The following is a 23,195-nucleotide window of genomic DNA, read 5'->3' as shown; positions in this document are numbered from 1 at the left end:
CCCGCCGCCTACGACATCTTCGCGTAGAGATCGGCGAGCTCGAGGGCGGACTGCGCCGCGTCCCACCCCCTGTTGCCCGACTTGGCGCCCGCGCGGTCGATCGCCTGCTCGAGCGTCTCAGACGTCACGACGCCGAACACGGTGGGCACGCCCGTCTGCATCGCCGCGTGCGCCACGCCCTTGGCGGCCTCCGAGGCGACGAAGTCGAAGTGCGGCGTCTCACCCCGGATGACCGCTCCGAGGCATACTATCGCATCGTACGCGCCGGAGTCACCCATTCTCTTGGCCAGCACCGGGATGTCGAAGGCGCCGGGGACCCACGCCACCGTGATGTCGTCGTCGCTGACCCCGTGTCTGCGAAGGCAGTCCATCGCGCCCTCGAGAAGCCTGAGCGAGATGAAGTCGTTGAAGCGCGACACGACGATCCCGAGACGCCTGCCCTCACCGCGGAGCTGCCCTTCAAAGACCCTGCTCATCCGTCTCCTCCTTCGCGGCGTCCGGCGGCGCGGCCTTCCTTTCCTGCTCGCGCGGAACGCCGCACTCCTGGACGTTCAGCAGATGACCCAGCTTGCGCTTCTTGGTAACGAGGTAGCCGAGGCTCCGCTCGGTCGGAGCGATCTCGATGGAAACGCGCTCGACGATCGTGAGACCGTAGCCCTCGAGGCCGACGATCTTCCTCGGGTTGTTCGTGAGCAGACGGATCCTCGCAACGCCGAGGTCGGCGAGGATCTGCGCTCCGACGCCGTAGTCGCGGAGGTCGGCCGGGAACCCCAGCTCCTCGTTCGCCTCCACCGTGTCGCGTCCCCGGTCCTGGAGCTCGTAGGCCCGCAGCTTGTTTCTGAGGCCGATGCCGCGGCCCTCCTGGCGCATGTACAGGAACACGCCCTCGCCCGCCTCCTCGATGAGGCAAAGCGCCCTCCCGACCTGGTCTCCGCAGTCGCAGCGCGTGGAGCCGAACACGTCGCCGGTCAGACACTCGGAGTGCACGCGGACGAGCACGTCGCGCTCGGGCGAAGGGCGGCCCTTGACCAGCGCGACGTGGAGGAGGTCGTCGAGCTCACTTTCGTACAGGAAGAGCTCGAAATCCCCGTGCCTCGTGGGCAGGCGCGTGTGGGCCGCTCTGCGGACGAGCTTCTCGTTGAGACGCCGGTAGGCGATGAGCGCCTGGACGCTCACGATCCTCGCGCCGAGCCGGGCGGCCTTCTCGGTGAGCTCGGGAAGCCGCGCCATGTGGCCGTCGTCGCCCACGATCTCGCAGATGACGCCGGCCGGCGTGAGTCCCGCGAGCCTCGCAAGGTCCACAGCGGCCTCGGTGTGTCCGGCGCGTCTGAGCACGCCGCCCTCGGCGGCGCGGAGCGGGAACACGTGCCCCGGCCGCGCGAGGTCGTCGGGCCGCGTTCCGTCGGCCACGAGGGCGCGGATCGTCCTCCACCGGTCGTGCGCCGAGATCCCCGTCGTCGTTCCCTCGACGGCGTCCACGGACACGGCGAACGCCGTGCCCATGACCGAGGTGTTGCGTCGGACCATGGGGTGCAGGTCGAGCGCGTCGAGGCGCTCGCCCGTCATGGCGACGCAGATGAGTCCCCGGGCCTCGCGCGCCATGAGATTCACGGCCTCGGGCGTCGCCTTCTCCGCGGCCATCACCATGTCGCCCTCGTTCTCGCGCGACTCGTCGTCCACGACGATCACGATGCGCCCGTCGCGGATGTCGCCGAGAGCGCCTTCGACGTCCTCGTGCCTGAGGTTCATCTCCTCTCCTTGACGTATCCGAGCTCACGAAGCCGCTCGAGCGTGATGCCCCCCGGCGGGGTGTCCGGGCCTTCCGGGCCGGTCGCCCGGGCCGCGGCGTGCTTCGCGAGGATGTCGGTTTCCACGTTGACCACGGTGCCGCGCCTGTAAGCCCCGGCGACGGTGGCGCGCAGCGTCTCCGGGATGAGCGAGACGGTGACGAGGTTCCCGGCGACGGCGGCGACCGTCAGGCTCACGCCGTCGACGGAGATCGAGCCCCGCTCCACGACCTGCGGCGTGAGCGCGCGCGGAAGCTCGATGAGGACGTCTCTGCCCCGACCGACGGGCCGCACGCTCCGGACGACCGCCGTTCCGTCCACGTGTCCCGACACGATGTGCCCGCCGAGCGGTTCCCCGGCGCGGACGGCGCGCTCCAGGTTGACGCGGGCTCCCCGCGAGAGACGCCCGAGCGTCGTGTTCCCGAGGGTCCGCGCGACGACGTCGGCGTGGAACCCGCGCGCGTCGGAGCTCGTCACGGTCAGGCACACGCCGCTCACCGACACGCTTTCGCCGCGCGGCGGGGGTGGATCGAACGGCGCCGCGACCCGCAGCGTCGCGCCCGCCCGCGACCGCCGGACGGCCGACACGCGGCCCACCGCCTCTACGATCCCTGTGAACATGACGGCCTCCACGCCGAGCTGACGTTCGCCTCGAGCAGGACGTCGTCGCCGACGACGCTCCACGCGGCGTCCACCAGCGCCCGCTCGCCCGTCCACCAGGGCCTGCCCAGACGGCCGAGCGCGGCGGCGCCCTCGTCGCCGATGACGATCGGCGCCACGAAGAAGGCGACGCGGTCGGCGATGTTGTCGGACAGGAGCGACGTCGCCAGCGTGGGCCCTCCCTCGCACAGCACCGAGATCATGCCGGCCGCCGCCGCGCGTCTCAGGACATCGCGCAGATCGACTCGGCCCGTCTCGGACCGGCACGGCCAGACCGCCGCGCCGCGGGCCTCGAGCTCGCGCCGCCGCTCCGCGGCCGCGTCCTCGCCGCACGCGACGATCGTCGGCGCCGCGCCGGTCTCCGCGACGAGCGCGCAGTTCGGCGGCGTTCGCAGATGCGAGTCGAGCACGAGACGCGCCGGCTGCCGTTCCCCCGCGGCGGGCCTTCGGTCCGTGAGGCGCGGGTCGTCGGCGAGCACCGTGCCCACCCCGATCATCACGCAGTCGGACGCCGCCCGCATGGCGTGGACGCGCTCGCGCGAGGCGTCGCACGACAGCCAGCGCGGCGCGCCCTCGGGCGCCGCGGTCCGCCCGTCGAGCGAGAGCGCCATCTTGAGCGTGATGAGCGGAAGGCCCGTCGCCCGGAACTTGAGATACGGCGCGTTCGCCGCGGCCGCCTCGCCGGCGAGGAGCCCGACCTCGACGCTCACGCCGCATCGTCTGAGCTCCGCGATCCCGCGGCCCGACACGTGGGGGTTCGGATCCTCCATGGGCACGACAACCCTGGCGATGCCCGAGGAGCGGATCGCGTCCGTGCAGGGCGGCGTGTTGCCCCACACGCAGCACGGCTCCAGGGTCACGTAGAGCGTGCCGCCCCGCGCGGCCTCGCCGGCCTCGGCGAGAGCGTTGACCTCGGCGTGCGGGCCTCCGTAGCGTCGGTGGAACCCCTCACCGACGACGCGCCCGTCACGGACGATCACGGCCCCCACGACCGGGTTCGGGCTCGTGCGCCCGCGCCCCCGCTCCGCGAGGTCGAGCGCTCTTCGCATCATGTCGCGGTCCATGGTCACCGAGTCCGTGCTCCGCCCGCGGGCCATCAACGCGTGCGCCCCGGAGGTGTCTCCGGGGCGCGGCACGCGTCCGCCTTGCGGCGGGCGCATGATGCTCCTTCTTCCATCCAGACTCTCACTGTCGGCGCCTGGATCGCACAGGCTCTGCGGGCCTTCCGGACCGCTCGCGGGCTGTCACCGCCGGTGGGGACTTCCACCCCGCCCCGAAGGAGGCATGTCTCTCTGGCACTCAGACTAGCACGGCGCACGGCTCGAGTCAAGGCGCCTGAGGAGGCCCCTCGTCCGGCAGCCCCACGAGGCCTCTGGCGAACGCCCTCGCGTCGAACTCCTCGAGGTCCTCCACGCTCTCCCCCGTGCCGACCATCGTCACGGACAGGCCGAGCGCCTTGGCGATGGCGACGACGATGCCCCCCCGCGCCGTGCCGTCGAGCTTCGCGAGGACGATCCCCGAGAGTCCCAGGGCATCGTCGAACTGCCTGGCCTGCTCGAGCGCGTTCTGTCCCGTGTTCGCGTCCAGCACGAGGAGGACGTCGTGCGGGGCGCCCGGCATCTTCCGCGCGAGGACGCGCTTGACCTTCTGAAGCTCCGCAAGGAGGTTCGACCGGGTGTGCAGCCGACCGGCGGTGTCGACGATGAGCACGTCCGCGCCACGCGTCGCGGCGGCGCTCAGCGCGTCGAAGGCCACCGCGGCGGGATCGCCCCCCGGCTGACCGCCGACGAAGTGCGCCCCGCTTCGCTGCGCCCACACCGAGAGCTGCTCGCCGGCCGCCGCCCGAAACGTGTCCGCTGCCGCCAGCACCACGCTCCTGCCCGAGGCCGTGTGCCGCGCCGCGAGCTTGCCGATGGTCGTGGTCTTGCCGACGCCGTTGACGCCGACGACCATGACGACCCGCGGCCTCGCGGGCTCCGGCGGCTCGGTGGTCCGCCGCGCCGCCGTCAGGGTGGTCTCGATCTCCCGGGCGAGCAACGCTCTCGCCGCGCCCTCGTCGGCGCCGCCGGCGGCGTGCGCCAGACGGAGCGCCTCGATCATCTGCGTCGACATCTCGGCGCCGACGTCCGCCGCAAGGAGCGTCTCTTCGAGTCCGAGGAGGGCCTGCTCGTCCAGGCGCCCCGACGCGAAGGCCGCGCGCAGGCCGCTCTCGATCGCCCGTCGGGTCTTCGCAAGGCCGTCAAGCAGCCTCGAGAACCGGCTCATCGGCGACGACCTCGCTGCGGGCGGCGTCCAGGCGCACGGAGACGACCTTCGAGACGCCCGACTCCTCCATCGTGATGCCGTAGAGCCGGTCGGCCGCCTGCATCGTCGTCTTGTTGTGCGTGATGATGACGAACTGCGTCCGGTCGGAGAACTCGCGGAGCATCCGGATGAACCTCTCCACGTTCGCGTCGTCGAGGGGCGCGTCCACCTCGTCGAGGATGCAGAACGGCGACGGCTTCACGAGGTAGATGGCGAAGAGGAGCGCGATCGCCGTGAGCGCCCGCTCGCCCCCCGAGAGGAGGCTCAGCCGCCCCAGGCGCTTCCCGCGCGGGCTCGCGACGATCTCGATGGCCGACTCCAGCGGGTCCTCAGGCTCCAGCAGCCTGAGGTCGGCCTCGCCTCCCTCGAACAGGCGCTGGAAGGTCGCCACGAAGTTCGTTCTGATGAGCGCGAACGTGTCCAGGAACATCTGCCTGGCGGTCGCGTTGATCTTGACGATCGCCTCCTTGAGCGACTCCTTCGACCGCACGAGATCCTCGTACTGTCCCTTGAGGAACTCCAGGCGCTTGTTCTCCTCGTCGTACTCGTCGAGGGCGAGGAGGTTGACGGGCCCCATCGTGCGGAGCCTGGCCTTCAGCCGATCGACCTCCTCGCGCGCGTTCGTCTCGTCGAAGGGCGGCGCGCCCTCCGCAGATGGAACATCGCCCAGCTCCGCGACGTCGACCGCGTACTCCTCCCTCAGCCGGTCGCGCAGGGCCTCGGAGCGGCTGCGGAGCTCCGTGTCCCGGATCTCGAGCTCGTGGATCTCCCTCGTGAGCCGGTCGCGCGTCGCGCGGGACTCCCTCGCCTCGTCCTCGAGCCGGTCGATCGCCTGACGCAGCGTGCGCGAGGCCTCGCGCATCGCGTCGCGGTCCCGCTCGACCGCCTCCTTCTGAGACGACAGCTCCGCGAGGGCGTGGCCGTCCGCGCCGGTCCGCTCCTCAAGCTCGGTCATCGCGCGGCCCTGTTCCTCGCGCTCGGCGGTCTTCCGCTCGATGCCGGCGCGCGCGGCCCTGCCCGCTTCGGCGAGCTGCGCGTGCTCCGTTCTCAGCCGTTCGAGGGCCGCCTGCGCCTGGGCCGCGCCGACGCCCGCCTGTCTCTCCTCCTCAACGGCCTTCGCGCGCTCTCGCTCCGCGCTCTGATATCGCCGCTCCAGCTCCTCGACCTTCTCCCCGATCTCGTCCTCGCCCCTCGACAGCTGGGAGAGTCTGCGGGCGAGGCTCTCGATCTCGGTCTTCGCCTCGGCGACGCGGGCGGCCAGTGTCTCCCTGCGAGACACGAGCCCGGCCACGCGCTCGGACAGCCCGGTGGCGGCGAGCTCAAGCTCCGCCGTCCGGCGCTTGGCATCCCAGAGCCGCGCCTCGGAGGCCTCGGCCTCCTCGTGGGCGCGCTTCGCGTCGCCCTGCGCGCGTTCGCAGGCGGCCGCCGCGGCGGCCTCGCCGTTCCGCGCGTCGGCGAGCGCCCGCTCGAGGGACTCGACCTCGCGTTGCGCGGCCTCCAGCCTCTCCGCGCGCCGCATGAGCCCCGCATGCTCGTCGCCCGCCCTGCCCCCGGAGAGGAGCCCTCGCGCGGAGCACATCTCCCCGCGGACCGTCACGAAGACGAGATCTGCGTTCTCGGGGACGGCGCTCTGCGCGAGCGCCTCGTCGAGACTCCCGGTCACGACGCAGCCCTCGAGCAGAAACGCGGCGAGGCGCTCGTGCTCCGGCGCGGTCGTGACGAAGTCCAGCGCGCGACCGAGGACACCGACGCCCGCGAGCGCACCCAGCGGCACGCGCGAGACCGGGAACCGGGAGATCTCGGACAGCGGTACGAACGTCGCGCGCCCGGCGGCTCCCTCGGCAAGGTGCTGCATGGCCCGCGTCGCCGTCGCGAGGTCGCGCACCACGACGTACTCCGCGGCGCCCGCGAGCGCCGCCTCGATGGCCGCCGCCATGCCGTCCTGTACGCGCAGCAGATCGGCCACCGAGCCGACGAGCCCGTCGATGCCGTGTGCCCGCTCCGCAAGGAGCGACCGGACGCCGTCCTGGAACCCGCCGTAGCCGTCGTGGATCTCCGTGAGGAAGGCCAGCTTGTGGCGCGCCGCGGCGAGCTCGCCCTCGAGACCCGTGCGCCTGACGCGCGCGGAGAGGAGGTGATCCCGCGCCGCATCCGACGCCGCGGCGGCGCCGTTCGCCTGCGAACGAGCGCGGCCGGCAGCATCCGCGGCATCCTTCCCCGTCGAGGTGGCGCCGATGATCTCGCTCTCGTGCGCGGACAGCTGCGCCCTCGCCTCGGCACGCACGCCGTCGATCTCCGCATGCTCCGCGGTGAGGTCGTCGAGGCGCGCCCGGTAGCTCTCCAGCTCGCCCCGAGTCCCCGCCGAGCTCTGGAGCCCCTCGAGACGCGTGAGCTTCTGGCCGTCGAGAAGCTCCTTGAGCCTTCTGTACTCGGTCTCCGCGGCGGCCAGGCGCTCAGACCGCACCGCCAGACCGCGCTCCCGCTCCTCCAGAGCCACCACGGCGCCTCGGATCTCGTCCTCGAGCGCCGCCGCGCGCCCGAGGGCGAGCGAGAGATCGGCTCTCAGGTCCACGATCTCGCTGTCCAGCGTGTTCGCGCGCTGGTCGGTGGCGCTCCGCCGCTCCCGCGCGACGAGAAGCGAGTCGGCCAGCGTTCTCACCCTGGACTCGAGGTCGGCCGCTTCCTGCTCGAGGCTGCCGAGGGCCCCTTCCTTGTCGCGGAGCTCCCTCTTCATCGCGGCCACGGTCCGCTCGCACGTGCCGAGCGCCTCGTCGCGCGCCGTAAGCGCCTCGCGCACCTCCGCGGCGCGCGCGCCGGAGCGCGACCGCTCCGCCTGCCACGACGCGTGCTCCCGTCGGCCCAGGAGGACCTCGATCTCGCGGAGATCGTCCGTGTACCGTCGGTGCCTCCTCGCCTGCGCGAGCTGGCGCTGAAGCGACCGCACCTGCTTTTCGACCTCGGAGATGATGTCGGAGACGCGCTGCATGTCCGACTCGGTCGACTCGAGCTTCGCGAGCGTCGAGCGCAGCCGCACCTTGTACTTCATGATGCCCGAGGCTTCCTCGAACATGAACCGGCGGTGGCCCGTGGAGTCCGAGAGCACCGAGTCCACCATGCGCCGCTCGATGAGGGAGTACGTGCGCGTTCCGATGCCGGTGTCGAAGAAGAGATCCCGCACGTCCCTCAGCCTCACGGGGGTCCTGTTCAGCAGGTACTCACCCTCGCCGGAGCGGAACACGCGCCTGCCGATGGTGATCTCGGCGTACTCGGTCGGGAGATACCCTGAGGAGTTGTCCACGGTCAGCGTGACCTCGGCCATCCCGAGACGCCTGCGCTGCTTCGTCCCGTTGAAGATGACGTCGGCCATGCTGCTGCCGCGGAGCTCGGACGGGCTCTGCTCTCCGAGGACCCAGCGGATCGCGTCGGCGACGTTCGTCTTGCCGCATCCGTTCGGCCCGACGACGCCCGTGATCCCGGGCCCGAACTCCAGGGTCAGCTTGTGGGCGAAGGACTTGAACCCGAAGATCTCGAGTTTCTTGAGGTGCACGAGGCCTCCTCAGTCGCTCTCCGGCGCGCGCTCGATCCAGGCGCCCTCGTAGGCCAGACGCCTGACGGACTCAAGCCCGTCCCGGGCGGCCGCGAGCGTCGGGTAGCCCCCCGCCACGCGGACCCTGTACCACGCTCCCCTGTCGCCGACCTCGGCGCGCACCACCGCGGAGGGGATCCCCCTGGCCGCGAGCGCTCCAGCGTCCGCCTCAGCGGCGCTCTGGCTTCTGTGCGAACTCACGAAGATGACGTACGGACCACCTGGGCCGGCCGCCGTCGGAGGCGCTGCGGGGACCGCAGCGGCGGTCTCGCGCGGCGCCGGGGCGGGAGGCTGGCCCTCCGTCCCCTGCCCGCCGACGGGCGCCGGCTCTGCATCGAGCCCGGTGCCGCCCGCGACCTCGACGGGAACCTCCGCCGCGGGGCGTTCGCCTGCGCCGGTGGGCCCGGCGGTCCGGGCGGGGGGCTGTGGGCTGCGCGAGGTCCCCAGCCACCAGGCGACCGCGACGGCGCCCAGAACGAGGACAGCGACCGTCGCGGGGACGGTCGCGCTGCTCCGTCTTCTCTGCCGCGTCTCGGCTCCTGCCGCCGGCCCTGCGGCGGTGCGCATCGGCGACCTGCGCGGCTGCCACACGGGGGCGGCCGGCGTTGCAGCGCCTGCGTCGTCTGCAGGCGGCACGGGAGGTTGGGGAGTCGGCGCAGGCTGCTCTTCGACGGCGGACTCGCTGACGGGTTCCGTGGCGATGGTCTCTCTCCTCGGCAGCTCGGCCTGCGGCGCCACGCCCGCGGGACGAAGCGGCCTCGGTCTGGAGACGAGCACACCGACCGTCCGCCGCGCCTCCGTGCCGGCGGACCGCGCCTGCTCCGCGACGGACCGCATCTCGTCAGCGGTGGTGCCGGCCACGACGAGATGCGACAGCACACGCCCCGCGCCGGCGAGGAAGACCGCTGGCAGCGCGAGGAACACCGTGACGTCCTGAGCGAAGCCCCTCACGGTGGTTTCGAACGCGTCCGCCCGGAAGACATCCTCGGCCAGGACGGGAACGGACCCGGAGGTCATCACGCTCACGCCCGGCGCCAGCGTCCTGCGCGCCGTGACGGCCGTTGACACGCCGAACAGCACCGAATCGACCAGCCCCTCGTCCCCGTCGCCCTCAAGCGGCTTCGCGATGGCCGGAGCGTGCAGGCTGCCGTCCGCGATCACGACGCGCCGTCCGCCGTCCGCCACGCCGACGGCGAGCTTCACCGCGACGGCCGCCGCCAGCATGGGTTCCTTCGCGGTGACGCCCACGACGGCGCCCGGGCCCGCGCCCAGATGCTCCGAAAGCGGCGTCGTCCACGAGGGCGCCTGCTCGTCGGCCTCCGCGCGAACGCGCACGGGACCGCCGTCCTCCCAGGCCAGCTCGGCGGCAAGCACCGCGACGCACAGGCCCGGGGAGACGAGCTCGTCCGACGCGTCGGCGCCGGACGCGGGCGAGTTCCTGTCATGCTCCATTGCCGTTCACCGCCTCCGCTATGCAGGCTGCCAGCGCCTCGTCCTGCGAGGGGAGCACCGTCCTCAGGTCCACGAGGACGCGTCCCTCGTGCAGGCGGACGACCACGGGCCTGTCCGAGTGCAGCATCCTGGTCGCGACCGCCTCCGCGCGGTTCGCGAGCGTCGCGATCTCGATCCCCTTGCTTGCGACAACGCGCTCGGGCGCGGCGCCGCCTCCGACCCGCGACTCGAGGTCCACGATGCGGAGCGCCGAGGCGCATCGCGGCCCCGCGATCCGGACGATCGAACGGGCGCGCTCCTCGAGCTCGTCCACGGACGCGGTCAGCATCCGGAGGACCGGGATCTCGTCTCTCTCGCGCTCGGCAAGGTAGAGGTTCAGCGTGGCCTGAAGCGCGGCGAGCGTGAGCTTGCACGGCCTCAGAGCGCGAGCCAGCGGGTTCGCCCGCATGCGCCTCACGAGCGCGGAGGATCCCACGGCGATGCCTGCCTGCGGGCCGCCGATCAGCTTGTCGCCGCTCATGGTGCACAGGGACACGCCGCCGCCCAGGCTCTCTGCCACGGACGCCTCGCCATGAAGCCCCACCGCGTCTCCCGGTGCAAGGAGCCCGCTTCCGAGGTCATGGATGACGGGAATGCCGCGCCGCGCTCCGAGCGCCGCGAGCTCCTCGAGCGGCACTCGGTCGACGAACCCGACGATCGCGTAGTTGCTCCAGTGCGCCGACATGAGGGCGGCGGTCTGCGCTCTGACGGCGCGCTCGAAGTCCTCGATCCTGGTGCGGTTCGTGGTCCCGACCTCGACCAGCGTCGCGCCGCTCTTCTCGAAGACCTCGTGAAGCCTGAAGGCTCCGCCGATCTCGATCAACTCGCTGCGAGAGACCACGACCTCGCGCCCGCGCGCCAGCGTGTCGAGGGCGAGCATCACCGCGGCCGCGTTGTTGTTGACGACGAGGGCGTCCTCCGCTCCCGTGAGCTCGCAGAGCGCCTCCTTGACCGCCTCGTCGCGAGAGCCTCTGTCACCGCGGCCGAGATCGTACTCGAGGTCGCAGTATCCGGCCGCGGTTCGGGAGATCGCCTCCAGCGCCGCCCGCGGGAGCGGAGCCCTCCCGAGGTTCGTGTGGATGATCACGCCCGTGGCGTTGATGACGGACACCATCTCCGCGCTGCCGGCCCGCGCTGCCGCGGTCTCAACGGCCGCGATGGCGGCGTTCCGGACCGCTCCGGGGGGCTCCGCGTCCAGGGCGCCGGACATCACGTCTACGCGCAGGCGCTCGATGGCCGCGCGGACCGCCCGGACGAGCATCCGGCGAGGACACCCGGAGGCGGCCCCGCGTTGCTCCAGGTGCTTCACCGCGGCGTCCACCGAGGGAAGGGCACGGAGCAGGTCCTCTCGGTTCATGGGAAGCGTCCCTCGGCCGTCCGTCGGCTGCCGCGCGTACGAGAACCGCCCGGCGGCCTTCGGCACCCGTTGCTTGACAACACTGCAACCCTTGATAATCGGCCGCCGGAGCTTAGCCCGTGCTTCTCGCCTTGGTCAAGGGCTATTGCGGCACTTCTGACCCCCGGCAACGACGTTACACAGTCCACTCAGCACAGGCAGAAGGTCTCCGCAGCCCGCCCGATTGTCCTATTGCCTTGGCACGTCGTTTGCATTACATGACGCGTGAGGGACGGGCTGGGGTTCGCGTCCACGCGCTTCCCCGCGAAGGAGGTGAGCTTCGGGAGACTGCGCCTTCTTGGGTGGCCAGGACCCATCAAACGGTGTTGCCGCACGCCCGCCCGATGGCGCGCTCGTGCGGCCGGCTGAGTGAGGAAGGGGGATCAGACCATGCGCAATCGTTCGCTCATGCTCGCAGTGCTCGTGCTGCTGGTGCTTCCGGGCGTCGTGCTCGGAGCGGCCCGGCGCGAGATCGCTCCCTGGACCGAACGAGTCCGTCCACACGACGGGCGGAGCCCGATCATCATCTTCTACGACGACATGGAGAGCGGCCAGAACGGCTGGACCCATGTCGATAACACGGTTGGCGCCGTGCCGAAGTTCCACCTCGACACGTACTATGCCTACGAGGGCACGTACTCGTGGTGGTGCGGAGAGCTCAACGCCGCGTTCAGCGGCGGCGACGGGTACGGCAACGCCTGGGATCAGATCCTGCGGATCCCCGAGACCGACGTGACCGGGGCCACCTACCCGGTCCTGACCTTCGCCCACCGGCACGACTCCGAGCCGGGGTACGACTACACGTACATCCAGGCCGAGAGCCTGGGCGTGTTCGTGGATCTGGGTCCCGGGCTCGACGGGTCGTCCGGCGGCTGGCAGGACCTCGGCGACTACGGGTATCTGCTTGGCGACTACGACAACCCGGTCAACGCGCGCATCCGCTTCATCTCGGACGGCGCGTGGTCGGACGCCGACGGGCTGTACGACTCCGACGGCGGCGCCTTCATGGTGGACAACGTCCGGATCTTCGACTTCTATTCGAGCACGGACTACTTCTTCGACGACGGCGAGTCGGGCGGCCTGTGCGTGCCGGCGGTTCCCGGCAGCGCGGGCGACTACTGGCACATCATCTCGAGGCGCTGCCCTGCCTGGTCGGACCCGCACTCCTGGTGGTGCGGCGACGATGCCGACACGAGCCTGATCCCGCCGAACCTCAACAACTCGCTCATCAGCCCGCCCGTCTCACTGGCCGGAGTGGCCGTGTGCACGCTCCGCTTCCTGCTTCACGCGGAGGTTCCGACCGTGGACAACGACTGGTGGAAGGAGGAGATCACCACCGACGGCGGCGGCGAGTGGTACACGATAGGGAACTGGTGGGGTGACTTCGGTCAGTGCAGTGGCTGGGCGCTTGCCGGCATCAACGGCCATGACCTCTCGCCCTATCTGCCGGGCACGTTCTTCAAGTTCAGGATCACCTTCTTCACGACGAGCAACGGCTGCGGGCCCGGCGCGGCCGGCGGGGCCGGGATCATGCTCGACGACACCTGGCTTGAGGACTGGACGGACACGCCGGTGCAGAGCATGACCTGGGGTCGTCTGAAGGCGATGTACCGCTAGCGGCGAGGTGCCGTCCGCGCGTCCCGACGCGCGGCGAGACGGACCATGGCGAGCCGTAGCACGCGAGGGGGGGCGGCGCCCGGCGCCGCCCCCCTCTCCTTTGGTGCGCGTCCCTGCGAGACCGTCCCTCCCGTCGGAGCCCGCTACCGCCCCTTGGCGGACTTCCCCGGCTCCTCGAAGGGCGGCGCCTCCTTGCCCATGTTCTCCAGCATCCATCTCGCTGACTCGCCCAGCTCCGAGTTCGGGTAGTTCTGCAGAAGGCGGCGGAACGCGTTCGTCGCCGCTTCGTAGTCGCGGAGCTCCTCGGACTGGATGAACCCGATCATGAACTGGGCGTCGTCGGCGTACTGGCCGTCCGGATACTCCATCACGATCTGCAGATAGGCGTCGAGCCTCTGGGCGACGTCGGTCGTCTGCTGGGCGCGCGTGAAGAGGGCCTCCTCGCTCGGCACAGCGCCCTTGAAGACCTCCTCGTTCACCTTCACCCGGTACTTGGCCTTCAGCTGCTCGAGGATGCTCTCATAGCGCTCACGCGTCTTCGCCGGCTTCAGGTTCTTGGCGATGAGATCCCGAACCTCGTCCAGCGGCTTCCTGCCCGCTTCCTGCTTCTCCTCGATGCGGATGACGTGCCATCCCTTCTCGGAGCGAAGCGGGTCCGTCGTCTCGCCGATCTTCCAGCCGAAGAGCTTCTCGATGAACGCCGCATCCATGCCGATGTCGGGCAGCGCGTCGCCGAGATGCACCGAGCTCATGAGCCCGCCGGCGGCCTTCGTGCGCGCGTCCGTGGACACGGCGCGCGCGACGTCGTCGAAGGTCTCGCCGGCCAGGACACGGCGTCGCGCATCCGCCGCGGCGTCGCGCGTGGCCGCCATGATGTGGCGGAACTTGATCCGCGCGCGCTGGTGGAAGAGCTCGACGTGCTCGTCGTAGTACGCGGCGATGTCCTCCTCGCCTACCTCCGTCTTGCCCTCGATCTCGTTGCGATAGTAGGCCTGGATCATCGAGCGCCGCTTCATGGCCTCCAGCAGCTTGACGGTCTCGGGGTCCTTCTCGTACCCCGCCTGCCGCGCGGCCTGGTACAGCACCTCTTCGTCGACCATGTTGTTCAGAAGTTCGAGGCTTCCCATCGGGCCGGCGAACTGGCGCTGGGCGAAGTCAGGCAGCTCAGAGAGCCGCTCGGCGAGGTCGCTCTGTGTGATGCTGACGCCTCCGACCCTGGCCACCACGGTGTCTTCCGCCTTCTTGCCGCATCCGCCGAGCAGACACGCGACGGCGGTCGCCGCGGCGACAAGGGCATGCCACTTCCGCTGCATAACAACACCTCCCGCGCTTCGGTTCCCGCGCGACGGCGCGGTCCGTCCGTGCCGGCTCTCCGCTTCAGTCCCTGATGACCCACACCCTGATCTCGGCCGCGACATCGGCGAACAGCCGAAGCCGGACCGGATAGACGCCGAGCATCTTGATGGGCTCGTCGAGGGCGACGGTGTGCGGCGCCACCGAAACCCCCTGGTCCTCGAGAGCGGCCGCGATGTCGCGTTCGTGCACGGCCCCGTAGAGCTTGTCGGACTCGTCCGCGTGCGCCCGGATGGTGCACGACATGCCGTTCAGCTTCGCCGCCAGCTCCTCGGCCGCCCTGCGGTCCTTCATCGCGCGGGTCTCTTCGACCCTGATCCTCACTTTGAGCTGCGAGAGGTTCCCGGGCGTCGCCGGCAGCGCCTTGCCCGCTGGGATCAGGAAGTTGCGCCCGAACCCCGGCTTGACGTTGACGACGTCCCCCTGGCGACCGACCCGCGGCACGTCCTGTGTGAGAATGACCTTCATGGCGTTCCCCCTCCCCGGCGCGTCACGCTAGCCGTGCATGTGGTGCTTCCCGACGTACGGGAGGAGCGCTATCTGCCGCGCGCGCTTCACGGCGGCGGCGAGCTGCCTCTGGTGCCTCGCGCACGTGCCTGTCACCCTCCGGGGGATGATCTTCCCCTGCTCCGTCACGAAGCGAAGCAGCCTCTTCTCGTCCTTGTAGTCGATGCGGGCGACCTTGTCCTGGCAGAAGCGGCAGAACTTGCCGTGCCGGTCCTTCCGCTGGAATCCCTCTTCCTGCATTCGCATGGTGCCGACTCCTGTAGGGCGCTCAGTCGCCCAGGCTCACGCACATGAAGCGCACGATGTTCTCGTCCAGTCGGTAGATCTGGGTCAGTCTGGCGATCGACGCGGGCTCCGCATCGAAGGTCAGGAACGCGTAGATGCCGTCCGTGTGGCCAGCGATCTCGTAGGCCAGGCGCCGCCGGCCCCACTTGTCCCACTGCTTGACCGTGCCGCCCTCGCGGGCGACGACCTCCTCGATCCGCGCCTGCTCCTGAGCAAGCCCGGCCTCGTCGAGGCTCGCGTTCAGGATGAACGTCCCCTCGTACGTCCGTGCCATCGTCTCCTCCTCTCGGTCCCTTCTGCGACCCCGTCACGCGGACGGGGTGAGGAGGTCCCGCCGCCCTCACCCGGGCCGGTCGGGACACATCTCCCCACAACCTGCGCTACGCGTGGAAGTGGACAAGCACCACGTCCCCCTCGCGGACGGGGTAGTCCCGTCCCTCGGTGCGCACGTGACCCTTGTCCCGGGCTCCGTGCATCGACCCGCCGTCCAGGAGGTCGGCGAACGACACCACGTCGCCTCTGATGAAACCGTGCTCCATGTCCGAGTGGATCTTCCCGGCCGCCTTCGAGAGACCTGTCCCCTCCGGGATGGTCCACGCCCGGACCTCCGGGCCCTTGATCGTGAAGAACGTCACGAGATGCAGGAGCCGCCGGGCCGCCTTCACGAGGCGGTCGAGCCCGCTCTCGATGAGCCCCAGGCCGGCCGCCATCTCGTCCCGCTCGTTCCGCGGGAGCCGCACGAGCTCCGACTCGGTCTCGGCCGCGATGGCCACGACCTTCCAGTCCGGCTCGCGCGCCGCATCGGAGACCCTCTTCACCCAGGCGCCCTCTCCCGCCCCGATGTCCCCCTCCCCGATGTTCGCGACGTAGAGAACGTCCTTCGCCGTGATGAAGCGGTAGCCCTCGAGGTGCTCGCGATCGTCGTGCCGCAGCTCCGCCTTCCGCAGCTCCGTGCCCGCGCCGAGGGCATCCACGGCCTTCGACAGTGCATCGACGAACGGCTGCGCGGCCTTGTCGCCCCTCGCGGCGTCCTTCCGCCGCTTCTCCACGTTGCGTTCGGCCGTCTCGAGGTCCGCCAGGATGAGCTCCGAACGGACGATGTCGAGATCCCGCTCGGGATCGAGGCCTTCCTCGACGTGGCTCACCGCGGGCGCCTCGAAGCAGCGCACGACGTGCGCCACGGCGCTCACGTCCCGGATGCTCGCCAGGAACTTGTTGCCCAGCCCCTCGCCGCGGCTCGCTCCGCGAACGAGGCCGGCGATGTCCACGAAACGGATCGTCGCCGGCGTCACCTTCTCCGGATGCAGCAGATCGCCGAGCCTCGCCAGCCGGTCGTCTGGCACGGGCACGACGCCCACGTTCGCCTCGACGGTGCAGAACGGGTAATTGCTGCACGGGACCGACGTGCCTGCCAGGGCGTTGAACAGCGTGGACTTCCCGACGTTCGGCAGCCCTATGATCCCAATGTCCAGACTCAATCCGTCCCCCGGGGCTGCGCCGCAGGCCCTAGCGGGCGAAGAGCGGCGCCAGCACGAGCGACACCACAGCCATGAGCTTGATCAGGATGTTGATCGAGGGGCCCACGGTGTCCTTGAGCGGATCGCCCACCGTGTCTCCCACGACGGCCGCCCTGTGCGTTTCGGATCCCTTGCCGCCGAAGTTGCCCTCCTCGATGTACTTCTTCGCGTTGTCCATCGCGCCGCCGGAGTTGGCCATCTGAACGCCCACGAGCACGCCGGTCACGACGGCGCCCGTCAGGAGCCCGGCGAGCGCCTTCTCGCTCAGAAGCCCGACGATCACGGGGATCGCGATGGCCATGATCCCGGGGACCAGCATGCCCTGGATGGCGCCGCGCGTGCTGATGTCGACGCAGAGCGCCGAGTCCGGCATGACCTCTCCCTTGAGAAGCCCGGGGATCTCGCGGAACTGGCGTCTCACCTCGTCGATCATGCGGAAGGCGACCCGCGAGACCGCCGCGAAGAGAAGCGACGAGTAGAGATACGGCAGCATGCCGCCCACCATGAGCCCGGCCACCACCCTGGGGTCGGTCAGATCGACCGACGCGATGCCCGCCGACACCATATAGGCCGACAGGAGCCCGATGGCGGCGAAGGCTGCCGAACCGATCGCGAAGCCCTTCCCGATGGCGGCCGTCGTGTTGCCAACGGCGTCGAGGTTGTCGGTGATCTTCCTCACGGCCGGATCGAGGTTCGCCATCTGCGCGATGCCGCCCGCGTTGTCGGCCACCGGGCCGTACGAGTCCACGGCCACGACGATGCCGGTCGTCGCTAGCATGCCGACGGCGGCCATGGCGATGCCGTATACTCCGGCGAACCCGTGTGAGACGATGACGGCGAGCCCGAGGACCAGCACCGGGATGGCCGTGCTCTGCATTCCGATCGCGGTGCCGCCCGTCACCGTGATGGCGGGCCCCCTCTGCGACGACTCCGCGAGCCTCCTTACGGGCCCGTACCTGGAGGACGTGTAGTACTCGCTCACGAAGCCGACGATCGTGCCGCTCAGGATCCCGGCAAGGATGGCGTAGAACGGGCCCATCTGTCCGTACGTGGTCTCACCGACCGTGAACGGAGTGCCGAGGCCCCGCACGATGAAGTACCCGGCCAGGGCGGTGAGGCCCGCCGCGACATACGTCCCTCCCATGAGCGCCGCTTGCGGGTTCCGCCTGCCGACGGCCTTCACGAAGAGGATACCGATCATGGAGCAGACGATGCCGGCGGAGGCGATGTAGAGCGGGAGCGACACGAGGCTGTCGGACACGGTCGAGGCCACGTTGAGCGTCACCGCGAGCGCCATGCTCGCGATGATGGACTCGACGTACGACTCGAGCAGATCGGCGCCGAGACCCGCCACGTCGCCGACGTTGTCCCCGACGTTGTCCGCGATGACGGCGGGGTTCCGGGGGTCGTCCTCGGGGATGCCGGCCTCCACCTTGCCGACGAGATCGGCCGCCATGTCGGCGCCCTTCGTGAAGAGCCCGCCGCCGGAGCGCGCGAAGAGTGCGACGAAGCTCGCCCCCATCGCGTAGCCGTTCACGATCGTCGGCGCCCTGAAGACCCAGTACACGACGGCGAGGCCCACGAGCGAGAGGCTCGCGACGGTCATGCCCATCACGGACCCCGCTGACATGGCCACGCCCAGTGCGCCGCGCACGCCGTCGTCCGCGGCGGCCTGCGTCGTCCGGGAGTTGGCGCGCGTGGCGATGCTCATCCCGACGTACCCGGCGAGCGCGGAGACGACGGCTCCGAGCACGAAGGCGACCGACGTGGCCCAGCCGAGCCCGAGCGCGTCCCGTCCGGAGAGCACCGGGGCGAGCGCGATGATCAAGGCGACGACGGCCACAAGCGCCGAGACGTAGGTGTACTCGCGCCTGAGGAACGCCCGCGCGCCGTCCTGCACCGCGCGCGAGATGCGCACCATGAGCTCGTTCCCGGGGTTCTTTCTCAGGATCTCGAGCGCAAGCACGCCGACGAACACGAGCCCCACCACGCCTGAGAGAAGAGGGACCAGAACGACGCTCATCGGGCCTCCTCCGCTTCATCGTCTTGCACCGCAGCCTCCCGGCGGTTGTAGATGGACATCGCGACGCTCAATCCCCGGGTCAGCGCAACCGCCATGCACTCGACGGCCCGTGACACCATGTCCAGCACCGTGGTCCACTCGGAGTCGTCGAACGCGCCGAGCACGTGGTTCTCGGCCCCTTCGCCCCCGGAGGGGGCGCCCACGCCCAGGCGAAGACGAGGGAACTCCGTCGTGCCGAGAGCCTGCGCGATCGACCGGAGTCCGCGGTGACCTCCGTCGCGTCCCGCCAGCCGGAGCCTCAGCTGCCCCAGCGGCAGGTCGATGTCGTCGGAGACCACCAGGAGGTCGGACGCAACGGCTCCCGTGGCATCGAGGATGCGGGCGACGGGCCCGCCGCTGTCGTTCATGTAGGACTGCGGGAGCGCGAGTATCACGCGCTCGCCCGCCACCCGCCCGGTCCCGCTCACGAGGTCCCCGGAGGCGACCGCAAGCCCGATCCGATGCGCGCGCGCCAGCTCGGTGACGGCCAGGAACCCAACGTTGTGCCGTGAACCCTGGTACTCCCTTCCCGGGTTCCCAAGACCGACGATCACCCTCACGCGCCCTTGGCCTTCTCTTCCTTCTTCTTCTCCTTCTTGTCCTTCTTCGCGTCGTCCGACTCCGCCTCGGCCTCCGCGCCCTCGCCCTCGGCGGCCTCGCCCTCGCCAGGGGCCTCGGCCGCGGCGGCCGCGGTCGGCTCGCGGAAGAGCGTCGGCTGCAGCACCTCTACGACCGGTCTGTCCTTGTTGTCAAGGAGCTCGACGTTGGGAACCTGGAGGTCGCCCACGTGGATCGAGTGCCTCACCTCCAGCGCCGAGACGTCCACTTCTATGTGCTCCGGGATGTGCCTGGGCAGACACCGCACCTCCAGCTCGCGCATCGTGTGGTCGAGGATGCCGCGCCCCTCCTTCACCGCCAGCGGGTCGCCGACGAGCACGACCGGGATGTGCATGATGACCGGCTTGTTCTCGGAGATCCTCTGGAGATCCACGTGGATGATGCGCCGCGAAAGGGGATCGCGCGCCATCTCCCTGATGACCGCGCGGACGGGTTCCGCCCCATCCACCGACAGCTGGATGATCACGTTCCGCCCGGACGGCGTCGACAACGCGACGCGCAGGTCGTGCGCGTCGATCGCGAGCGTCACCGTCTCCTCCGCCTCACCGTAGAGCACGGCCGGGATCTTCCCTTCCGACCGGACACGCTTCGTTCCCTGCTTGCCCACCGCGGGTCTCAACACGCTGCTGAGTCTCACCGTTGCCATCGCGTTCTCCCGTTGCCGTTCGGTCCAGGGCCGGCGCCGCTCACACGAAGAGCGAGCTCACCGACTTTTCACCGTGGATCCTGTCGATGGCCTCTCCGAGCAGCTCGGCCACCGAAAGCACCTTGATCTTCTTCTCGCTCAGACCCTCGTGGGCCAGCGTGTTCGTGACGACGATCTCCTCGATCGGCGACGCGGCCAGCTGCGCGAGCGCGCCCCCGGCGAACACCGCGTGCGTCGCGCCGGCCGTGATCCGCTTGGCGCCGAGCTTCATGATCGCGTGCGCCGCCTCGATCATGGAGTTGCCCGTGTTGATGATGTCGTCGACCATGACCACGTGCTTACCCGCCACGTCGCCGACGACGTTGATGACCTCGGCGGCGTCGGGCCGCGGCCGCCGCTTGTCGACGAACCCCAGGGTCGCTCCGAGTCGTTTGGCGAACGCTCTGCCCATCTTGATGCTCCCCACGTCGGGGGACATCACGACGAGCCCGGCCGCGGCGTGCTCCTCGAAGTAGCGCAGCAGCACCGGGGCCGCGTAGATGTGGTCGAGCGGAAGGTCGAAGAAGCCCTGGATCTGCGGCGCGTGCAGGTCCATGGTGAGCACCCTGTCGGTGCCCGCCACGGTGATCAGGTTCGCCACGAGCTTCGCCGTGATCGGAACGCGGGGACGGTCCTTCCGGTCCTGGCGGGCGTACCCGAAGTACGGCAGCACGGCGGTGATGCGGCGCGCCGAGGCCCGGCGCAGCGCGTCGACCATGACGAGCAGCTCGAGGAGATTGTCGCCTGGGGGCGCCGTGGGCTGCACGACGAACGCGTCGACGCCCCTCACGTTCTCGAGGATGTTCACCTCGATCTCGCCGTCCCTGAAGCGCCCGACGGCGGCCTCGCCGACCCGGATGCCCAGGTACCTGGCGATCTCGTGCGTGAGAGCCGGATTCGCAGTCCCTGTGAACAGCGCTAGCTGATCGTTCATCCGAGCCTCCGACGCTCTGGTGACCGCCCCCCCGATCCGTTCCTCCTGCGGCGCCGCAGCCTGTTGTGGCTGGGGCGGGAGGATTCGAACCTCCGATGCGGGATTCAAAGTCCCGTGTCTTACCAGCTTGACGACGCCCCAGCGCCCGGGTCAGTCATACGGGTCCTCGGCGTGGACAAGCTGTCCCTCGGCGAGGACACGCGCAAGCCCCCCACCCCGCTCCACGACCTCCAGCTGACGCCTGTACTCCGAGAACACCGCGTCCTCGATCATCTGGCGCGTCTCGTTGTTGATCGGGTGAGCGATGTCCCTGAACTCCCCGTCCTTCCGCCGTCGGCTCGGCATCGCCACGAACAGCCCGGCGTTCCCCTCGATGACCTTGAGCCCTCGTACGACGAAGGCATCGTCGAACGTGATGCTCACGAACGCCTTGAGTCTCTCCTCGCAGCGCAGCGTGAGCCTCACCTCAGTGATCTCCATCGACTCACCGCCCTTTGCCTGGATAAAGGGGTGTCGATCGCGGCAGGCTTCGCTGTCCGCCCCCACGCCGCCGGCGCCGTCAGTGCCACCTCAGAACGCAGGCGGCGCCGACAGCCTGTACGACGTGGACCCTCCTTTCCTCGCCCCCGAGAGAGTCGGCGATGCGCTCCGCGTTCTCTCGGTCGGGGACCATGCCAAACACGGTCGGCCCGCTTCCCGACATGACGGTCCCCATCGCGCCTCTCTCGCGAAGGAGCCCCTCGAGGCGGCCGACCTCCGGACACATCTCAACAACGCCAGTCTGGAGGTCGTTCCGAAGAACCCGCGCGAGGCCCTCGGCGTCCCCCTCCTGGATAGCTGAACACACGAGGCTAATGGACGGCAGGCGCTCTGTCAACCCGATTCTCGCCGCGGCATAGGCGGCTGCGGCGCTGACCTCGGCCGCGGGCGTCGCGAGCACGAACCAGCAACCCGGAGGCGGCGGGAGCGGTTCCAGAAGCTCTCCCCTTCCCCTGCCCCGGGCGGTGCCGCCCTCGATCAGGAACGGCACGTCGGATCCGACCGTGAGGGCGATTCCTCGAAGGGCGTCCGCCGACATGCCCAGACCGTACACCGCGTTCAGCCCGACGATCACGGCGGCGGCGTCCGCGCTCCCGCCTCCCAGTCCCGCCGCGACAGGGATCCTCTTCTCGAGCGTGATCAGTGCGCCGGGGACTCCCGTCGCCGCGAGGAAGGCCTCCGCCGCGCGCCACGCGAGGTTCGTCGGGCCGGCCGGCAGCCGTGTTCCCCCGAGAACCTCGAGCGCGATCGCGCCGCCCTTGTTCGGAGCGATCCGGAGGCTGTCAGCGAGCGACACCGTCTGGAAGACGGTGTCGATCTCGTGGTAACCGTCGGGGCGTCTGGCGATGACCTCGAGGCCGAGGTTGATCTTGCAGCGGGCCTCGATCTCAAGCGACCTCATCGGGGGTTCTCGCGCTCCGCTGTCGCCCACGGGCGGGCAGGATCGTGACGCGGCCTGCGCCGGCTAGCGGAGGTAGATGGTGATCGCGACGGCGACGACCCACAGCAGGATGTTCAGCCCGAGCGGCCGGTCCGACACGAGCGACCTGGCGGGTGCGCCTCCCTGCCCGGCCGCGAGGATCAGGTACATGTAGCGGAGGACCCCGTACACCACGAAGGGGATCGTGTAGACCAGCCGCGCGCTCCCGATCTTCTCCACGGTGCCCGGCCAGATCGTGTAGATGGCGTACGAGACGATGGTGGCCGACCCCGTCGCGGAGATGAGGGCCTCGACGAGGCCCCGCGGGTAGCCCTCCAGCGCCTCGCGATGCGCCCCGGCCCCGGAGCCCAGCGCGACGACCTCGTGCCGTCGCTTCCCGAGGCCGAGGAACAGCGCGAGAAGGAACGTGCACACGAGCAGCCACGGCGAGAGCTCGATGCGCGAGACGTCGCCGACCAGCACCTCCACGCTCCCGACCGCTCGCAGCACGAAGCCGACGGCGATGGCCATGACGTCGAGGATCACGACGCGCCGCAGGACCAGGCTGTACGCCGCGTTGAGCGCGACGTATCCGAGCGCGACGTGGCCGAAGCCGGGGTTCACGGCGTAGGACCAGGCGAGGCCCGCGACGGCGGCGATCAGCGCGGCGAGACCGGCCGCCCGCGGCGACACGGCGCCCGACGCGAGGGGGCGCCGGCGCTTCTCGGGGTGCTCCCTGTCCCTTCGCAGGTCCACCAGATCGTTCATGAGATACGAGGCGCCGGACAGCAGACAGAACGCGAGGAAGCCCTGCACCGACAGGCCAAGGAGAACGGGGTCGGTCAGTCCGCCCGCGAACAGGAGCCCGGCGAAGAGAACGAGGTTCTTCGTCCACTGCTCCGGGCGCATGGCGCGGACGATGGCGGCGAGCATG

Annotated in this window: 21 protein-coding genes, 1 tRNA gene and 1 riboswitch; of the genes, 1 reads left to right on the top strand and 21 read right to left on the bottom strand. The window is 70.3% G+C overall.

Annotation, left to right across the window (positions count from 1 at the left end; genetic code table 11):
• Positions 1-8: 8 nt before the first annotated feature.
• From FJY74_01345 to FJY74_01310, 8 genes are all read right to left on the bottom strand, one after another.
• A complete protein-coding gene (locus FJY74_01345; protein MBM3306957.1) occupies positions 9-476 on the bottom strand; it encodes a 6,7-dimethyl-8-ribityllumazine synthase in 468 nt (155 codons plus the stop codon).
• Positions 460-1,749, bottom strand: coding sequence for a bifunctional 3,4-dihydroxy-2-butanone-4-phosphate synthase/GTP cyclohydrolase II (locus FJY74_01340; GenBank protein ID MBM3306956.1), 1,290 nt, complete (start codon positions 1,747-1,749; stop codon positions 460-462). The genes FJY74_01345 and FJY74_01340 overlap by 17 nt, the downstream gene beginning before the upstream one ends.
• The gene (locus FJY74_01335; GenBank protein ID MBM3306955.1) at positions 1,746-2,408 is read right to left on the bottom strand and encodes a riboflavin synthase; all 663 of its coding nucleotides are present in this window, start codon (positions 2,406-2,408) and stop codon (positions 1,746-1,748) included. Before FJY74_01335 ends, FJY74_01340 begins: the two co-directional genes overlap by 4 nt.
• Positions 2,390-3,499 (bottom strand): bifunctional diaminohydroxyphosphoribosylaminopyrimidine deaminase/5-amino-6-(5-phosphoribosylamino)uracil reductase RibD, encoded by a 1,110-nt coding sequence (ribD, locus tag FJY74_01330; GenBank protein MBM3306954.1) that lies wholly within the window; start codon positions 3,497-3,499, stop codon positions 2,390-2,392. The genes FJY74_01335 and ribD overlap by 19 nt, the downstream gene beginning before the upstream one ends.
• A gap of 109 nt (positions 3,500-3,608) precedes the next feature.
• Positions 3,609-3,732, bottom strand: a riboswitch (FMN riboswitch).
• A 41-nt stretch (positions 3,733-3,773) separates the two neighbouring features.
• Positions 3,774-4,712: a signal recognition particle-docking protein FtsY gene (gene ftsY, locus FJY74_01325; protein ID MBM3306953.1), complete on the bottom strand. Its 939-nt coding sequence runs from the start codon at positions 4,710-4,712 to the stop codon at positions 3,774-3,776.
• A complete protein-coding gene (smc, locus tag FJY74_01320) occupies positions 4,687-8,298 on the bottom strand; it encodes a chromosome segregation protein SMC (GenBank protein ID MBM3306952.1) in 3,612 nt (1,203 codons plus the stop codon). Before smc ends, ftsY begins: the two co-directional genes overlap by 26 nt.
• A 9-nt stretch (positions 8,299-8,307) precedes the next feature.
• Positions 8,308-9,789: an SPOR domain-containing protein gene (locus tag FJY74_01315; protein ID MBM3306951.1), complete on the bottom strand. Its 1,482-nt coding sequence runs from the start codon at positions 9,787-9,789 to the stop codon at positions 8,308-8,310.
• Complete coding sequence (locus FJY74_01310) at positions 9,779-11,185, bottom strand: L-seryl-tRNA(Sec) selenium transferase (GenBank protein ID MBM3306950.1); 1,407 nt, start codon at positions 11,183-11,185, stop codon at positions 9,779-9,781. Before FJY74_01310 ends, FJY74_01315 begins: the two co-directional genes overlap by 11 nt.
• Before the next feature lie 429 nt (positions 11,186-11,614).
• Between FJY74_01310 and FJY74_01305 the strand changes: the two genes are divergently transcribed.
• Positions 11,615-12,841 (top strand): hypothetical protein, encoded by a 1,227-nt coding sequence (locus FJY74_01305; GenBank protein ID MBM3306949.1) that lies wholly within the window; start codon positions 11,615-11,617, stop codon positions 12,839-12,841.
• A gap of 143 nt (positions 12,842-12,984) precedes the next feature.
• On the opposite strand, the gene FJY74_01300 is transcribed toward FJY74_01305, so the two are convergent.
• The 13 genes from FJY74_01300 to FJY74_01240 all read right to left on the bottom strand — a co-directional run bounded on the left by FJY74_01300 (position 12,985) and on the right by FJY74_01240 (position 23,194).
• Positions 12,985-14,154: a peptidyl-prolyl cis-trans isomerase gene (locus tag FJY74_01300; protein ID MBM3306948.1), complete on the bottom strand. Its 1,170-nt coding sequence runs from the start codon at positions 14,152-14,154 to the stop codon at positions 12,985-12,987.
• Between the two features lie 64 nt (positions 14,155-14,218).
• Complete coding sequence (locus tag FJY74_01295) at positions 14,219-14,662, bottom strand: 50S ribosomal protein L9 (protein MBM3306947.1); 444 nt, start codon at positions 14,660-14,662, stop codon at positions 14,219-14,221.
• Positions 14,663-14,689: 27 nt separating this feature from the next.
• Positions 14,690-14,947 (bottom strand): 30S ribosomal protein S18, encoded by a 258-nt coding sequence (locus FJY74_01290; protein ID MBM3306946.1) that lies wholly within the window; start codon positions 14,945-14,947, stop codon positions 14,690-14,692.
• Between the two features lie 22 nt (positions 14,948-14,969).
• On the bottom strand, positions 14,970-15,260 hold the full coding sequence (gene rpsF, locus FJY74_01285) for a 30S ribosomal protein S6 (GenBank protein MBM3306945.1): 291 nt from the start codon (positions 15,258-15,260) through the stop codon (positions 14,970-14,972).
• A gap of 106 nt (positions 15,261-15,366) precedes the next feature.
• Positions 15,367-16,458 carry a redox-regulated ATPase YchF gene (ychF, locus tag FJY74_01280; GenBank protein ID MBM3306944.1) on the bottom strand — a complete coding sequence of 364 codons (1,092 nt, stop codon included), beginning with the start codon at positions 16,456-16,458 and terminating at the stop codon, positions 15,367-15,369.
• 34 nt (positions 16,459-16,492) lie between these two features.
• Positions 16,493-18,526 (bottom strand): sodium-translocating pyrophosphatase, encoded by a 2,034-nt coding sequence (locus tag FJY74_01275; GenBank protein MBM3306943.1) that lies wholly within the window; start codon positions 18,524-18,526, stop codon positions 16,493-16,495.
• Entirely contained in the window at positions 18,523-19,125 is a 603-nt protein-coding gene (locus FJY74_01270; protein ID MBM3306942.1) for an aminoacyl-tRNA hydrolase, read from the bottom strand. Before FJY74_01270 ends, FJY74_01275 begins: the two co-directional genes overlap by 4 nt.
• Entirely contained in the window at positions 19,122-19,829 is a 708-nt protein-coding gene (locus FJY74_01265; GenBank protein ID MBM3306941.1) for a 50S ribosomal protein L25, read from the bottom strand. The genes FJY74_01270 and FJY74_01265 overlap by 4 nt, the downstream gene beginning before the upstream one ends.
• A gap of 40 nt (positions 19,830-19,869) precedes the next feature.
• Positions 19,870-20,802 (bottom strand): ribose-phosphate pyrophosphokinase, encoded by a 933-nt coding sequence (locus FJY74_01260; GenBank protein ID MBM3306940.1) that lies wholly within the window; start codon positions 20,800-20,802, stop codon positions 19,870-19,872.
• 66 nt (positions 20,803-20,868) lie between these two features.
• A tRNA-Gln gene (locus FJY74_01255) sits at positions 20,869-20,943 on the bottom strand.
• A gap of 9 nt (positions 20,944-20,952) precedes the next feature.
• A complete protein-coding gene (spoVG, locus tag FJY74_01250; GenBank protein MBM3306939.1) occupies positions 20,953-21,282 on the bottom strand; it encodes a septation regulator SpoVG in 330 nt (109 codons plus the stop codon).
• Positions 21,283-21,361: 79 nt separating this feature from the next.
• On the bottom strand, positions 21,362-22,243 hold the full coding sequence (gene ispE / locus FJY74_01245; protein MBM3306938.1) for a 4-(cytidine 5'-diphospho)-2-C-methyl-D-erythritol kinase: 882 nt from the start codon (positions 22,241-22,243) through the stop codon (positions 21,362-21,364).
• A 63-nt stretch (positions 22,244-22,306) separates the two neighbouring features.
• The gene (locus FJY74_01240) at positions 22,307-23,194 is read right to left on the bottom strand and encodes a decaprenyl-phosphate phosphoribosyltransferase (protein ID MBM3306937.1); all 888 of its coding nucleotides are present in this window, start codon (positions 23,192-23,194) and stop codon (positions 22,307-22,309) included.
• Between the last annotated feature and the right edge of the window lies 1 nt (position 23,195).

The organism is Candidatus Effluviviaceae Genus I sp., from assembly GCA_016867725.1.
Classification (GTDB): Bacteria; Joyebacterota; Joyebacteria; order Joyebacterales; family Joyebacteraceae; genus VGIX01.
The sequence above is the reverse complement of the archived record's forward strand: the minus strand, read 5'-3'. Positions and strand labels throughout refer to the sequence as shown.

Excerpts from the sequence above, each read along its gene's own strand:
- FJY74_01345 (MBM3306957.1), bottom strand. The coding sequence starts at position 476 with ATGAGCAGGGTCTTTGAAGGGCAGCTCCGCGGTGAGGGCAGGCGTCTC.
- FJY74_01340 (MBM3306956.1), bottom strand. The coding sequence starts at position 1,749 with ATGAACCTCAGGCACGAGGACGTCGAAGGCGCTCTCGGCGACATCCGC.
- FJY74_01335 (MBM3306955.1), bottom strand. The coding sequence starts at position 2,408 with ATGTTCACAGGGATCGTAGAGGCGGTGGGCCGCGTGTCGGCCGTCCGG.
- ribD (MBM3306954.1), bottom strand. The coding sequence starts at position 3,499 with ATGATGCGAAGAGCGCTCGACCTCGCGGAGCGGGGGCGCGGGCGCACG.
- ftsY (MBM3306953.1), bottom strand. The coding sequence starts at position 4,712 with ATGAGCCGGTTCTCGAGGCTGCTTGACGGCCTTGCGAAGACCCGACGG.
- FJY74_01315 (MBM3306951.1), bottom strand. The coding sequence starts at position 9,789 with ATGGAGCATGACAGGAACTCGCCCGCGTCCGGCGCCGACGCGTCGGAC.
- FJY74_01310 (MBM3306950.1), bottom strand. The coding sequence starts at position 11,185 with ATGAACCGAGAGGACCTGCTCCGTGCCCTTCCCTCGGTGGACGCCGCG.
- FJY74_01305 (MBM3306949.1), top strand. The coding sequence starts at position 11,615 with ATGCGCAATCGTTCGCTCATGCTCGCAGTGCTCGTGCTGCTGGTGCTT.
- FJY74_01300 (MBM3306948.1), bottom strand. The coding sequence starts at position 14,154 with ATGCAGCGGAAGTGGCATGCCCTTGTCGCCGCGGCGACCGCCGTCGCG.
- FJY74_01295 (MBM3306947.1), bottom strand. The coding sequence starts at position 14,662 with ATGAAGGTCATTCTCACACAGGACGTGCCGCGGGTCGGTCGCCAGGGG.
- FJY74_01290 (MBM3306946.1), bottom strand. The coding sequence starts at position 14,947 with ATGCGAATGCAGGAAGAGGGATTCCAGCGGAAGGACCGGCACGGCAAG.
- rpsF (MBM3306945.1), bottom strand. The coding sequence starts at position 15,260 with ATGGCACGGACGTACGAGGGGACGTTCATCCTGAACGCGAGCCTCGAC.
- FJY74_01275 (MBM3306943.1), bottom strand. The coding sequence starts at position 18,526 with ATGAGCGTCGTTCTGGTCCCTCTTCTCTCAGGCGTGGTGGGGCTCGTG.
- FJY74_01265 (MBM3306941.1), bottom strand. The coding sequence starts at position 19,829 with ATGGCAACGGTGAGACTCAGCAGCGTGTTGAGACCCGCGGTGGGCAAG.
- FJY74_01260 (MBM3306940.1), bottom strand. The coding sequence starts at position 20,802 with ATGAACGATCAGCTAGCGCTGTTCACAGGGACTGCGAATCCGGCTCTC.
- spoVG (MBM3306939.1), bottom strand. The coding sequence starts at position 21,282 with ATGGAGATCACTGAGGTGAGGCTCACGCTGCGCTGCGAGGAGAGACTC.
- ispE (MBM3306938.1), bottom strand. The coding sequence starts at position 22,243 with ATGAGGTCGCTTGAGATCGAGGCCCGCTGCAAGATCAACCTCGGCCTC.
- FJY74_01240 (MBM3306937.1), bottom strand. The coding sequence starts at position 23,194 with ATGCTCGCCGCCATCGTCCGCGCCATGCGCCCGGAGCAGTGGACGAAG.